Consider the following 14,087-nt stretch of genomic DNA (forward strand, 5'->3'; position numbering starts at 1 on the left):
GAGATTAAGTTAAACGAATTTTTGTAGCATATAATAAACGAAAAGCCAATATTTAGAATGGTTTGCATATAGGCTAATAAAAAAGATTGTATTTATATTAAGGAGAAAAAATGGCGACTATTAATGATTTTAAATTAGTAAATTTATATTCGACTGAACTATTGAAAAGAATTTATAGTATTAGTCAATTAAACAAATTGAGTGAATCTAATCAAAAAAGATTTGGCTTTTATTATCTGATTCTTCAATTAACCACAGGAAATACAGCTACCGATGAATTGGAAAGAATGATAATTGATACAGATTATTGTAAAAGCATTCTTGGAGTGGATAATAATGATTTTGGAATTGATGCAGTATATATTGATGAAGATGATAAGCGTATTGTTTTATACAACTTTAAATTTAGAGAGAGTTTTAGCTCAAAAAAAGGCGGAAAACAAGGTCCGGTCCTTGATTCAACAAAATTTTTAAGTATGTCTTTAAATGGTAGCTTTAAAGATGTAGATGATAGCTCTTCAATTTCTAAAGAAAAAATGGAAGCTATTTATGAAAAAATCATTTCAGATGAAATATGGAACATTGAATTGATAGTTGTATCTAATGAAAATCAAAGTGTAGATATCAATCAACCAGAAATAAATTCTTTGAAAAGGGATTATGATGTTGATATAAGACCTATAGTTCTTGATGACATAATAGGTTTTTTGCACAATAGAAATAATGAGTTTTCAGCAAAATTTATTGTTGATAAGGAATCATTTTTAGTTTATGAAGAAGACTCCTTATCATCAGCTAAATCTTATCTAGTCAAAATAAGTGTAGCTGACTTAATTAGAATGACATGTTCAGATAAAGAACAAAGAGATAATTATAATTATGATACTCTAGAAATGATAAAAGATCTTAAGCTTGAAATAGGGATACTCTATGAAAACGTAAGAGGTTATTTAAGTAACTCTAAATATAACAAGAACATAATAAAAACATTAAGTGAATGCCCAAATAAATTCTTTGTTTATAATAATGGCATAACTATAACGGCAAAGAATGTAAAGGCAGAGCCTAAAAATGCAAATAAGAAATATTTATTTACATTAGATAACATGCAAATTGTTAACGGTGGTCAAACATTAAGAAGTATTTATAAGTTTAAAGAAAAAGAATTTGATGAAGAAAAATTAGAAAATTCTTCAGTATTAGTCAGAATTTTTAAGACGGAAGACAATGATGAATTAATTAACGAAATAGCGGAATATACGAATAGTCAAAATTCAATTTCTGATGCCGATCTGAAATCTATAAATAAGATACAAATCAAGATAGAAAAGTTTTTATTTACACAAGGAATAGATTACATACGCAAATCGGGAGACATAGGAATTAATAATAAGCTTAAATCTCAAATAGGCAAGGAAACATTAGCCCAAATCTTATACTCATATAAAGGATATCCTGATCGAGCTACTAATCAGAAGAAGAAACTTTTTGGTATTTATTACGATGAAATTTTTGGTGAAGATGTTATAGAGTTTGATAAGCTATTAGAGCTGATAAAACTATATGATAAAATAGAAACAAAATACAAAGAGTTATATGGGGCGAATGAAGTATATACACAGAAAGTTTTGTATATTATATATCTTCAAAGCATAAGAGATGATATTGAAACTAATATACATCTATTGGAAAGAACATTGGACACATATAGAAAAGATGACGATATATCTAAAGCGAGAAAATTAATACAAAAAGGATTTAAAGAATTTTTAGATACATCATTAAAAACTGGAACTGGGACTGGAACGGGTAAAAAAATCTAAAAACAAGCTTAAATCAAACAAATTTCCCAGCACTCGATAAACGAAAAGCCTCTATTTTGAATAGTTTTGGACGTAGTTAACAACAGAAAAAGAAGAGTGGGAGTAGGATGGGGAAATACTAATATATGTTTGAGGAAAACTATTGAGGAAGACAATATGATTAGAAAAATAAAAATAGAAGATTCTGAGGCAATACAAAGAATATGTGAAGTTTCTTTAGGGTATTCAGTATCTATTGAGACAGTTATGAGACAAATTCAAAAACTATCAGAGAATGTAAATCATCATTATATTTATGTATATGAAGACGAAGAGTTACAGAACGTAGTTGGTTTTGTTCATGCTGAAGTTTATGAAAGTCTTTATTCTTACGCTGGGTTGAACATTTTGGGATTAGCTGTTTTACCAGAGTTTCAAGGTAAAGGAATTGGTAAAGAATTGATGCATCATTTAGAACTAAATGCTAAAAATAATTCTATTGAGTTCATTAGACTAAATTCAGCAGATTATCGTGTAGAAGCACATAAATTTTATGAAATTATTGGATATATCTGCGATAAAACACAGAAGAGGTTTATTAAGAGCTTGTAATAATTTACTGAATAATTTTTTTATCATAGTTAAACAGAACGGAAGAAAATAATTATCAAAAACTCCTGCTGAAAATTTAGTCAGTAGGAGTTTTCAATCTTCACTCTCTCAACCACTTCACAAATCCTATCAAAGCAATAATCTCTAATAATGAGATTCCCTTTGGCGGTTTTCAAAGGTGGAAGGGAGTGATTCTTTCTAATAACTCTATCACAAGCAGCAATTGCTTGATCTTTTAACGTCAATAGTTCGTCTTTACTAAATGCTCCTGACACTTCTGCCAACCAAAAGTATAATTCGCCACATTTGACAGAATAAGGAAATGGTTTGTGAGGATCTGATTGGGCGCAATAACATTTAATTAAATGCCACCACTGAGTAGGTTTTGCTTCAAGATAATTTACTTCAATACTATGCTCTTTTGCATAAGCAATATATCCCTCACGTTCTTGTTGATAGCCTAACTTGATTAAAGATTCTGTTATCGGACATGGAGTATCCTTTTTATCATAGTAAAAATTTTGTACTTGTTGATTGTTCATGATGTTTCTCCCTTAAAACTTTTATTGACTAATTATCCAATACTCACATTACGTTCATAGCTAATATTGTGTTCCTTACAAAACGCTTCGAATTTTCTAGAGTCAAAATGCTGCCCAAATTCATTTTTCAATAGTTTTTTAGTGTCTCGATTCAATGGAATATTAAGATGATGCAAGAGATTAGTGAAATTTTCCGCATCTAATAAGTAAGTGACTTCATAATCGTCCCCATCAAAAATATCGACATCATAATCTTCATATCCAATGATTGCTGAACCATCTGGATTAAGCGTGAATAAAAATGCGCTGTCTGTCATAAAAGAAATCCCTCCTGATAAGTTAATTATATCAATACTAAAAGACACTTACCAATCAATTTTCTACGTTAAAAAAGGAATAAACCAGACTTTTCCAAATAGTGGGATACGAGACCCAAAAGGGTGCTGCTATCGTCCCTTGCCACAATTCGAAAGAAAAGTCTGCTTTATTACGAAGTTTAAGGATGCCTATTTCTGATTTAATTAACCTATGCTATAATCAAGCAAAAAGTATTGGAATAAATTAGGAGACAGAATGTTGAAATTATTAAAAATTGATCGATTACTATTGGAAACGACAAAACTTCCCATGGTAAAAATTGACAGAGAATTATTTTTAAGAAAAGAATTAAGAGATCGATATCGTCCAGAAGTGATTGAATTGGCGATTCAATATAATCCGGCATATGCAGGAATTTCAGTAGAAGATATTAATCAAATTGCAAAAAGTTGTATTAAAGGAGAGGCTACTCAAGTAAGTACGATTTCTGCAGCAGCAGGACTTCCAGGAGGTTTTGCGATTCTTGGCTCACTTCCAGCAGATTTAGCGCAATATTTTGCCCATATTTTACGAGTGTTGCAAAAGTTAATTTATTTATATGGTTGGAGTGAACTGAATTTTGATACCAAAGAAATGAATGACGAAACGAAAAATTTACTTATTTTATTCATCGGAATCATGTTTGGTGTTAATAGTGCAGTAAATACGGTTCATGCTTTATCCGCGCAAATTGCGAAACAAGTTGCAAAAAAATTACCTCAACATACATTTACAAAAGGATTCGTTTATCCAATCGTTAAAAAAATTGCATCCATTCTTGGAGTTCAAATGTCTAAAAAAATGTTTGCCAATGGTGTGTCCAAAGTTGTTCCACTTGTTGGCGCAGTAACTTCTGGTGCATTGACGTATATTACTTTTAATGCCATGGCAGAAAAATTAAGAAAACACTTAGCAAAAGATGATTTAGCAAATGTTGAAATTTATAAAGAAAAATCAGACCCTTTAGTAATCGATGCTGAATTTATAGAAGAATAATTGAAAATTTTATCCCTCTATCGAATGGTGGAGGGATTTTTTATTGTGCAAACGCCAATTTTCCATTCTAAAGTGCAGTTTATAATTCTTGCAATGGTAGCGTTTAAATGATATGATGGAATACCTGTTGTTAATGGGATTAGAACGTTTTTTTAGTTTGAAAATTTTCAAGAAAATAGTTCATATAAAATACTATCTAACACCCTAGCAAAGGTCTTTAAAAATTGTATCATTCCACTAAAGAAATTTGTAGCCAAACAGTCAAATAAAAGTGGTTATGAACGTTTTCAAAATTCAAAATGATAACTGTTCTTTCGGAATAAATCCTAAAATATTTAGAAAATAGTATGGAATAATGATTAATTTTTCAAATTTTCTTGACAAGAAAAAAAAGATATGTTAAATACTTGACGGTTATTTTTTGAAGGATTTTTGAAACGCCATTTTTCAAATTTTCTTTGGAAGAGAAAACTAGAAGGGAAGAATTATAAATGACACAATTTGATACACCAGAATACTTAGCAAAAGTGGATGCGTGGTGGCGCGCAGCTAACTATATTTCAGTAGCACAAATGTACTTGAAAGATAATCCACTATTACGTCGTCCTGTACAAAAAGAAGACGTTAAATTACATCCAATCGGACACTGGGGAACAATCGCAGGACAAAACTTTATTTACGCACACTTAAACCGTGCGATTAACAAATATGACTTAGATATGTTCTACATTGAAGGTCCTGGACATGGTGGACAAGTAATGGTATCTAACTCTTACTTAGACGGTTCTTATACTGAATTATATCCAAATATTACGCAAGATGAAGCTGGCTTCAAACAATTGTGTAAAATTTTCTCATTCCCAGGAGGAATTGCATCACATGCTGCTCCTGAAACTCCTGGTTCTATTCACGAAGGTGGAGAATTAGGTTACTCATTATCTCACGCAACAGGTGCTATCTTAGATAACCCTAACGTAATTGCTGCTGCAGTTATCGGAGATGGAGAAGCAGAAACAGGCCCATTAGCAGCTGGTTGGTTCTCAAACACATTCATCAACCCTGTAAATGATGGTGCTGTACTTCCAATTCTTTACTTAAACGGTGGTAAAATCCACAACCCAACAATTTTAGCTCGTCGTACTGATGAAGAATTAACTCAATTCTTTAACGGTTTAGGATGGGATCCAATTTTCGTTGAAGGAACTGATCCTAAAAAAGTTCACCCATTAATGGCTGAAAAATTAGACGAAGCAATTGAAAAAATTCAAGCAATCCAAAAAGAAGCTCGTGCTAAAAAAGCTGAAGAAGCAACAATGCCTCATTGGCCAGTATTAGTAGTACGTACACCAAAAGGATGGACTGGTCCAAAAGAATGGAACAGCGAACCAATCGAAGGTGGATTCCGTGCTCACCAAGTTCCAATTCCAGTATCAGGTGAATCAATGGAACATATCGATGCATTATTAGACTGGTTGAAATCATACCGTCCAGAAGAATTATTCGATGAAAACGGAAAATTAGTAGAAGAAATTGCTGCTATTTCACCAAAAGGTGACCGTCGTATGAGCATGAACCCAATCACTAATGCAGGGGTTGTAAAACCAATGGAAATTACTGATTGGACGAAACATGCAGTTGATACTGCAACTCCAGGTGCTATCCAAAAACAAGATATGATTGAATTTGGTAAATTTGCAGCTGACTTAGTAAAAGCTAACCCTGAAAACTTCCGTATTTTCGGACCAGATGAAACTAAATCTAACCGTCTAAACGAAGTGTTCAAAGCAACGAACCGTCAATGGGTTGGTCGTCGTGATGAAAGTTATGATGAATGGATTTCACCAGTTGGTCGTGTTATCGATTCACAATTATCAGAACACCAAGCAGAAGGATTCTTAGAAGGATATGTATTAACAGGTCGTCACGGATTCTTCGCTTCATACGAATCATTCTTACGTGTAGTAGACTCAATGATTACTCAACACTTCAAATGGTTACGTAAATCTAAAACTCATGCTCCATGGCGTAAAAACTATCCATCATTAAACTTGATTGCAACATCAACAGTGTTCCAACAAGACCACAATGGATATACTCACCAAGATCCAGGTTTATTAACTCACTTAGCTGAGAAAAAACCAGAATTCGTACGTGAATATTTACCAGCAGATACAAACAGCTTGATGGCAGTTATGGCTGAAGCTTTAAGTTCAGAAGATAAAATTAACTTAATCGTTTCATCTAAACACCCACGTCCTCAATTCTACTCAGTAGAAGAAGCTAAAGAATTAGTAAGCGAAGGATACAAAGTAATTAACTGGGCTTCAACTGTTAAAGATGGCGAAGAGCCAGATGTAGTGATTGCTGCTGCAGGTACTGAACCAAACTTAGAAGCATTAGCAGGTATTTCAATCTTGCATAAACAATTCCCAGAATTGAAAATCCGCTTCATCAACGTTGTAGATATCTTAAAATTACGTTCTCCAAAAGTTGACCCTCGTGGTTTATCTGATGAAGAATTCGATAAATTATTTACAGCTGACAAACCAGTAGTATTCTGCTTCCACGGATATGAAGGTATGATTCGTGATTTATTCTTCGATCGTAACAACCATAATGTTCATATCCACGGTTACCGTGAGAACGGAGATATTACAACTCCATTCGATATGCGTGTTCTTTCTGAAATGGACCGCTTCCACGTTGCAAAAGATGCTGCAGTTGCTGTATATGGTGACAAAGCTAGCGAATTTGCTGCGAAAATGGATGAAACAGTGGAATTCCACCACAGTTATATCCGTGAACACGGTGAAGATATTCCAGAAGTAGTAAGCTGGAAATGGGAAAACGTTAATAAATAATAACGATTTTGATTAAATAGGGCAGTCGTCTGACGATAGATTTCTATCTGAGGGCGAGCCCTATTTTTGTATAAAGATGAAATGAACTTAGAAACATAACGATTCGCTATTTTAAAATGGAAAATATACTTCTTTATTATATGTCCATCGGATATAGACAAATAAAAGCTGAGTTTGCTATAATATTCACACAAGTAAAGGGGAGTGAAAATGATGAGTAAAATGAAGTTTTTATTAGGTGCGATGGCGTTATCAACTTTTGTAGCAACAAACAATGTTCAAGCTGCTGAAAATGAAGGGATAATTCCAAAATGTGTAGTTCAAGAGAAAGCTCTTGTTAAAGGGGATGCACAAGTACCTGTATCGAAGTGTGGACAACCATTTAGATATAGTACGCCTGAATGGAAAGTTGAAAAAGACGGCAGCAAAGTATTGTATCGTGATGGAAAACGTGCGTTAAAATGGCAAGCAGTCGATAATACTTGGGTATTTATTGGGGATGACTTCAAACCATTAAAAGGTTGGCAAGTATTACCAGTTGTTCAACAAGGTTTGATTAATGTTGTTGAAGGTGATGATATTCATACATCTGTACCAGATTTAGGATATTTCTATTTTAATGAACAAGGATATTTACAAGAAAAATGGGTATTTGATGATGGTAAATGGATGTATATTCCTGAGAGAGGGAAATATGCTGTAGATTGGTTACAAATTAAAGATAAGTGGTATTATTTTAATCAATCTGGAAAAATGCAAACAGGTTGGAAAATGCTGAATGGAGTTTGGTATTACTTAAATGAATCTGGTGCAATGGAAACTGGCTGGGTTCAAGTAGATGGAAAATGGTATTACTTCAACACTTCAGGTAGCATGCAAACAGGTTGGGTGCAATGGAATGATGCTTGGTATTATTTTGCACCATCAGGCGAAATGAAGACAGGCTGGGTTGAGTCATCTGGTAAATGGTATTTCTTAAAAGACAGTGGTCAAATGGCTATTTCTGAAAAAACATCAGATGGCTATCAAGTAGATGCAACTGGAGCTTGGATTCGCTAGGAAAAGCAGTTGACAGTTTCAAAGATTGTCAGTATACTGATAACAATTAAATCGAGAGCAATGATCAAGCGCAGTAGAGACTAGCATCGGAGCAAAAAGAGAATTGTCGGTAGGTGCAAGACAATCCAACCTAGAATCGAAGTACACTTGAGAGCAAACTGTGGCAAACAGCGTCTATCCGCGATAAGGATTTGAGAGGTAGTTTTTTAACTACAAGATGGGTGGTAACACGGCAAAGTCGTCCCTAATAGCTTTTGGGCTATTAGGGACTTTTTTATTTGCTAGAAAACTGTGTAAGAAAATTGCAAAAATATAAGGAGGATTTGTATGAATATTATTGATGATTTAATGTGGCGTGGTGCCATTAATCAAATGACAGACGAAGAAGGTTTGCGTCAATTAACGCAAGAAAAAGCAGTCTCACTATACTGTGGTGTGGACCCAACAGGAGATAGTATGCATATTGGACATTTAATTCCATTTATGATTTTACATCGTTTCCAATTAGCAGGGCACCGTCCAGTCATTGTTATTGGAGGAGCAACAGGTTCCATTGGAGATCCAAGTGGTCGTACAAGTGAACGTGTTTTACAAACAAAAGAACAAGTACAACATAATGTAGAAAAATTAACTGCACAAATGAAACGTTTATTCTTAACAAGTCAAGAAGACCAAGAAGCAGTTCGTTTAGTGAATAACTATGATTGGACAAAAGATTTATCATTATTAGACTTCTTACGTGACTATGGGAAACATTTTAACTTAAATACAATGTTAGCAAAAGATGTTGTCGCAAGTCGTTTAGAAGTAGGGATTTCATTTACAGAGTTTTCTTACCAAATTTTACAATCAATCGATTTCTTACAATTATTCCGTAAAGAAGATGTTCAAGTACAAATTGGTGGAGCTGACCAATGGGGAAATATTACAGCCGGTTTAGAATTAATTCGTAAAGTGGAAGGAGCAGAAGCTCGTGCTTATGGATTAACAATTCCATTGATGCTGAAATCTGACGGAACTAAATTCGGGAAATCAGCTGGTGGTGCAGTATGGTTAGATCCAGAAAAAACGACTCCATACGAATTCTACCAATTCTGGTTAAATCAAGATGACCGTGATGTGATTAAATATATTAAATACTTTACATTCTTAGAAAAAGAAGAAATTGAAGCATTAGAAGTTTCTGTACAAGAAGAACCACATAAACGTCAAGCACAAAAACGCTTAGCAGAAGAAGTAACACGTTTTGTACACGGTGAAGCAGCATTACAAGATGCGTTGAAAATTACAAATGCTTTATTCACGGGAGATGTTCAACAATTAAATGCAGATGAAATTGAACAAGGGTTCAAAAATATGCCAACATTTGAAAGTGAAAAAGTAGAACAAAACTTAGCAACTTGGTTAGTAGATTTAGGAATTGAACCAAGCCGTCGTCAATCTCGTGAGGATATTCAAAATGGTGCAATTTCAATTAATGGAGAAAAAATTACAGATTTAGAACATGTTTGGACTCCAGAACAATCCTTTGAAGGACGTTTTGTACTAGTTCGTCGTGGAAAGAAAAAATATTTCTTAGTAAAATTAAAATAATGATGTAGAAAAGGTTAGAGAAATCTAGCCTTTTTCTTATGAAATTGTCATGAAAAATATGACAAATTAAGAGTTTAAAAAAGCGATTATATCAGCTATAAAACGAAATGTTACAGTTTTGTTACAATGAAGATACAATTCTGCGAAATTTAACATAAGACTTTAGTCGTATGGTATGATGGTACCAGTCAGGATTATAAGCACTTTCATATGGTGCCATGTAGATAAATCGAAAACCGTTTGGAGGGAATCATTTGAATAAGAGGTTATTAACTTTCGTAGTAACAGGAACAGCGTTAGCACTAGGTACATTAGCACCTTCAGTAAACGCTCAAGATATTGATTCGCAAATTAACTCAGCAAATTCTCAAATTCAAAATTTAAACAATCAAAAACAAGCAGTAGCAAGTCAAGTTGACCAATTATCTCAAGATTTAACAAATGTACAATCAAGAATTAATTCAGTTCAAGCAGAACAAGAAACTGCTAAAGCAAACTTAGAAGTACTTAAAGCAGAAATTTCAAAACTTGAAACATTAATTGCAGAACGTAATGAACGATTAAAAGATCAAGCTCGTGCAGTTCAAGTAAATGGTGCGCGTTCATATGTTGACTTCTTACTAAATGCAGATTCTATTACAGATGTAGTAAATCGTATTGGAGTAATTGTTGACTTAGTAGGTGCAAATCGTCAATTAATGCAAGAACAAGCTCGTGATAAAGAGCAAGTTCAAACAAAAGAACAAGCTCAAAAAGATAACTTAGCAAAACAAGAAGCAAATGAAGCACAATTACAAAACTTACAATCTGAGTTAAGTGCAACATTTACAAAACATAAAGCAACTTTAGCAAACCTTTCAAATGAAGAACTAGAAGCAATTGCAGCACGTGATGGCTTAGTTCAAGAAAAAGAAAGATTAGCAGCTGAAAAAGCTCGTGCAGATGCTGAAAAAGCAGCAGCACAAAAAGCAGCAGAAGAAGCTAAAGAAGCAATGTTGAAAGCAACAGAAGAAGCAGTTGCAAAAGCAGCAGCGACTCCTGCGGCAGCTACAGCATCAACTCCAGCTACAATTGCAGCGAAGAGTGAATCAGCATCAACTCCAGCTAAAGCAGCAAATATCGTGGTAGGTGGCTCATTTGCAGCTCCAAACCCATCATTTGTAGCAGCTTTAAATGGTGGATACTTCGGACAATGTACTTACTATATGTATAACCGTTTCGCTCAATTAGGAGCACCAATTAGAACTACAGCATTAGGAAACGCAGCTGAATGGCCAGCAAACGCTGCAGCAGCAGGTTACGGAGTTTCTTCAACTCCTCGTGCAGGTACAGCAATTGTATTCCAACGTGGTGTAGGTGGAGCAGACCCTGTATATGGTCACGTTGGATTTGTTGAACGTGTAAATGCAGATGGATCATTATTCATCTCAGAAATGAACGTACAAGGTGTAAACGTTATTTCAACTCGTACAATTCCATCAAGCGTTGCAGCTCAAGCAACATATATCAACTTCGGATTATAATATGAATGAAAGGATGGATTCGGTTAAGGAATTCATCCTTTTTGTTTTATGGTGGAGTATTTGCGTGCTTTTGAAGTCTTTGTTAGAGAGGGTTAAATAGAGAGGAATTGTGAAAAATCGTAAAAGATTTTTTATAAAAAATGTTGATTTTTTTATAAAAAAAAGTTAAGATAAGTTCATCGCTTTATTTAGTAAGTATTTGCTAAATAATCGACTCTCTAGACTAACGTTAACTTTCGCCGTGATTGACACCGAAGGCTAGCGTTTTTTTTTATCGTTTTTTTGCTAGAAATGAGTTACAATAAGAAAAGCAATCAATGAAAGTGAAAGGAAGTGAATCGATGGATACAGCTCTTTTAAAAGAAAAAATTCAAAAGAAAAGTAAGGAACTTGGTATCGATAAAATCGGATTTGCTTCTGCAGCACCATTTGATCATTTAGCCCAAGGAATGCAAGAATCTAAAGAGTTAGGACATACAACAGGATTTGAACATCCGATTTTAGAAGAGAGAATTTACCCAGAGAAGATTTTTGATTCTCCTAAGACGATTATTTCAATTGCCCTTGCATATCCTACTTTACCAAGTCAGAAACCTGAACGTGTAAAAGGGGAGCGACGTGGAGCTTTTGCGAGAGCTTCGTGGGGAGAAGATTACCATTTTATTTTATCTAGAAGAATGGAAGCTTTAATTGAATATATTAAAAGTGAAGTGAATCAAGAAGATGTTGCGTTTAAACCAATGGTGGATACAGGAGAACTAATCGATGTTCGTGTTGCTGAACGTGCGGGGATAGGTTTTGTAGGAAAAAATGGTTTATTAGTGACAAAGGAATTTGGTTCCTATGTTTATTTGGGCGAATTAATTACGAATATTGAATTTCCAGTCGATGCACCCGTTGATTATGGCTGTGGAGATTGTACTCGTTGTGTCGATTTTTGCCCGACCAATGCCTTATTAGGAAATGGTAAAATGAATGCTCAACGTTGTTTATCGTATCAAACACAAACGAAAGGCTTTATGCCGAAGGAATATCGTAAAAAAATGGGGCATGTTATTTATGGTTGCGATATTTGCCAACAAGTTTGTCCGTATAATAAAGGAAAAGATTTTCATTTACATCCTGAAATGGAACCGTCTGTGGAAGAAACACATCCATTGTTAAAACCATTAGTGACGATTTCGAATAAGGAGTTCAAAGAACGGTTTGGAAAGATGGCTGGTTCATGGCGTGGGAAGAAGCCGCTACAGAGAAATGCCATTATTGCGCTAGCGAATTACCGTGATAAAACAGCTGTTCCTCTATTATTGAAAGTAATGAAGGAAGATATGCGACCTGTTATCAAAGGAACGGCGGCTTGGGCTGTGAGTGAGATTATTTCAGAATCGAGTGAAGAACTGATTCATTATTTTACAGAAATGTTAGAAAAAGCTCAAAAAATTGAAGCAACAACGAAAGAAGAGGCAGACTTAGTTGTTGAATTAGAAGAAGCGATTCAAACATTGCACGAAAAATTACCAAAAAATCCTGAGGAGGGATCTTATGACGATTAATCATATTGTATTATTTGAACCACAAATTCCAGCGAATACGGGAAATATTGCGCGTACTTGTGCTGCAACGAATTCACCACTACATTTAGTGGGGCAATTAGGATTTTCAACAGATGATAAGCATTTAAAACGTGCAGGTCTAGATTATTGGAATGATGTGGATATTACGTATCATGATTCGCTAGAAGCATTTATGGAGTATTTAGGCAATCGTCCTATTTATTTAATTACAAAATTTGCTAATCATACTTATGATGAAGTCGATTTGGCAAAGGATGAAGAGCAATTTTTCATTTTTGGGAAAGAAACAACAGGATTACCAGAAGAATTTATGCGTGAACATGAAGAAAGTTGTTTAAGATTACCGATGAATGATACTCATGTTCGTTCCTTAAACTTATCGAATACAGCAGCAATTGTTGTTTATGAAGCGTTAAGACAGCAGCAGTTTAAAGGCTTAGAATTAGTTCATACTTATGAACATGATAAATTGAAATAAGGAGACAGGCAGATGAAGAACATTCCTTTGTATTTATGGAATACGATTATTTATGCATTATGTACTCTTTCGTTTGCATTACTAGCAGTGATAGATAATAAATGGTATGCATTAGTCGCTGCTTTATTTGGAATTTCTAGTGCTTTTAATGCGTATCGATATGTTAAAAATCAACAGAAAAAAGAAGATGAATGAGAGAGATTTTAGGATGAAGAATTTAACATATGCAATTATAACGGGAGTTATTGCAGTTTTACTGATTGTTTTAACAATTCTATATAGGAAGTTGCTTGTTGTTTTAGGGATTGTTTTTCTAGGACGTAGTGTAGACTATGCTTATAAATATTATCAGTATCGAAAAACCAATAATGGATTAACTAGTAGTGATTAAGCGGTGGTGGATAATAAATGGTATGCATTAGTTGCTGCTTTGTTTGGAATTTCTAGTGCTTTTAATGCGTATCGATATGTTAAAGATAAACAGAAAAAAGAAGAGAAGTAATGGAGGTGTGAGGATGAAAGATTTAGTTTATGCATTAATCATGTTTATAATAGCATGTGCCTTTGTTATATTAACGGTTGTACATAATAAATTATTTGCTATTTTAGTTATTTTCTATTTATATCGTACTGGCGTTTATGCTTATAGATATTATCAATATCGTAAATATAGCAAGCGTTTATAAGACA

The 14,087-nt window shown here is 34.0% G+C and carries 14 protein-coding genes and 1 other annotated feature; of the genes, 12 read left to right on the forward strand and 2 right to left on the reverse strand.

Annotation, left to right across the window (positions count from 1 at the left end; genetic code table 11):
* The first annotated feature begins 110 nt into the window (after positions 1 to 110).
* Together RWR88_RS00440 and RWR88_RS00445 are read left to right on the forward strand one after the other, a co-directional pair.
* On the forward strand, positions 111 to 1,823 hold the full coding sequence (locus RWR88_RS00440) for an AIPR family protein (RefSeq protein ID WP_314449992.1): 1,713 nt from the start codon (positions 111 to 113) through the stop codon (positions 1,821 to 1,823).
* A 156-nt stretch (positions 1,824 to 1,979) separates the two neighbouring features.
* A complete protein-coding gene (locus RWR88_RS00445; RefSeq protein WP_314449994.1) occupies positions 1,980 to 2,414 on the forward strand; it encodes a GNAT family N-acetyltransferase in 435 nt (144 codons plus the stop codon).
* Between the two features lie 80 nt (positions 2,415 to 2,494).
* On the opposite strand, the gene RWR88_RS00450 is transcribed toward RWR88_RS00445, so the two are convergent.
* Together RWR88_RS00450 and RWR88_RS00455 are read right to left on the reverse strand one after the other, a co-directional pair.
* Entirely contained in the window at positions 2,495 to 2,956 is a 462-nt protein-coding gene (locus RWR88_RS00450) for a hypothetical protein (protein ID WP_314449996.1), read from the reverse strand.
* Positions 2,957 to 2,988: 32 nt separating this feature from the next.
* Positions 2,989 to 3,273 carry a hypothetical protein gene (locus tag RWR88_RS00455; RefSeq protein ID WP_314449997.1) on the reverse strand — a complete coding sequence of 95 codons (285 nt, stop codon included), beginning with the start codon at positions 3,271 to 3,273 and terminating at the stop codon, positions 2,989 to 2,991.
* Positions 3,274 to 3,529: 256 nt separating this feature from the next.
* Here RWR88_RS00455 and RWR88_RS00460 point away from each other — a divergent pair, with 256 nt between their 5' ends.
* The 10 genes from RWR88_RS00460 to RWR88_RS00505 all read left to right on the forward strand — a co-directional run bounded on the left by RWR88_RS00460 (position 3,530) and on the right by RWR88_RS00505 (position 14,083).
* The gene (locus RWR88_RS00460) at positions 3,530 to 4,309 is read left to right on the forward strand and encodes a hypothetical protein (RefSeq protein ID WP_314348549.1); all 780 of its coding nucleotides are present in this window, start codon (positions 3,530 to 3,532) and stop codon (positions 4,307 to 4,309) included.
* Positions 4,310 to 4,800: 491 nt separating this feature from the next.
* Complete coding sequence (locus RWR88_RS00465; protein ID WP_314449999.1) at positions 4,801 to 7,170, forward strand: phosphoketolase family protein; 2,370 nt, start codon at positions 4,801 to 4,803, stop codon at positions 7,168 to 7,170.
* 210 nt (positions 7,171 to 7,380) lie between these two features.
* Positions 7,381 to 8,229 carry a hypothetical protein gene (locus RWR88_RS00470; protein ID WP_314450001.1) on the forward strand — a complete coding sequence of 283 codons (849 nt, stop codon included), beginning with the start codon at positions 7,381 to 7,383 and terminating at the stop codon, positions 8,227 to 8,229.
* A 51-nt stretch (positions 8,230 to 8,280) separates the two neighbouring features.
* Positions 8,281 to 8,478 (forward strand) — a binding site (T-box leader).
* 78 nt (positions 8,479 to 8,556) lie between these two features.
* The gene (tyrS, locus tag RWR88_RS00475) at positions 8,557 to 9,822 is read left to right on the forward strand and encodes a tyrosine--tRNA ligase (protein WP_314450006.1); all 1,266 of its coding nucleotides are present in this window, start codon (positions 8,557 to 8,559) and stop codon (positions 9,820 to 9,822) included.
* 254 nt (positions 9,823 to 10,076) lie between these two features.
* Positions 10,077 to 11,345 carry a CHAP domain-containing protein gene (locus RWR88_RS00480; RefSeq protein ID WP_314450008.1) on the forward strand — a complete coding sequence of 423 codons (1,269 nt, stop codon included), beginning with the start codon at positions 10,077 to 10,079 and terminating at the stop codon, positions 11,343 to 11,345.
* Positions 11,346 to 11,662: 317 nt separating this feature from the next.
* Positions 11,663 to 12,898 (forward strand): tRNA epoxyqueuosine(34) reductase QueG, encoded by a 1,236-nt coding sequence (gene queG / locus RWR88_RS00485; protein ID WP_314450009.1) that lies wholly within the window; start codon positions 11,663 to 11,665, stop codon positions 12,896 to 12,898.
* Positions 12,888 to 13,397, forward strand: coding sequence for a tRNA (uridine(34)/cytosine(34)/5-carboxymethylaminomethyluridine(34)-2'-O)-methyltransferase TrmL (gene trmL, locus RWR88_RS00490; RefSeq protein WP_006703219.1), 510 nt, complete (start codon positions 12,888 to 12,890; stop codon positions 13,395 to 13,397). The genes queG and trmL overlap by 11 nt, the downstream gene beginning before the upstream one ends.
* 12 nt (positions 13,398 to 13,409) lie before the next feature.
* The gene (locus RWR88_RS00495; protein ID WP_314450010.1) at positions 13,410 to 13,592 is read left to right on the forward strand and encodes a hypothetical protein; all 183 of its coding nucleotides are present in this window, start codon (positions 13,410 to 13,412) and stop codon (positions 13,590 to 13,592) included.
* Between the two features lie 13 nt (positions 13,593 to 13,605).
* Entirely contained in the window at positions 13,606 to 13,788 is a 183-nt protein-coding gene (locus tag RWR88_RS00500) for a hypothetical protein (RefSeq protein ID WP_314450012.1), read from the forward strand.
* A 124-nt stretch (positions 13,789 to 13,912) separates the two neighbouring features.
* Complete coding sequence (locus RWR88_RS00505; RefSeq protein WP_006703221.1) at positions 13,913 to 14,083, forward strand: hypothetical protein; 171 nt, start codon at positions 13,913 to 13,915, stop codon at positions 14,081 to 14,083.
* Positions 14,084 to 14,087: the final 4 nt, after the last annotated feature.

The sequence above is a fragment of the uncultured Granulicatella sp. genome, assembly GCF_963528195.1.
GTDB lineage: Bacteria > Bacillota > Bacilli > Lactobacillales > Aerococcaceae > Granulicatella.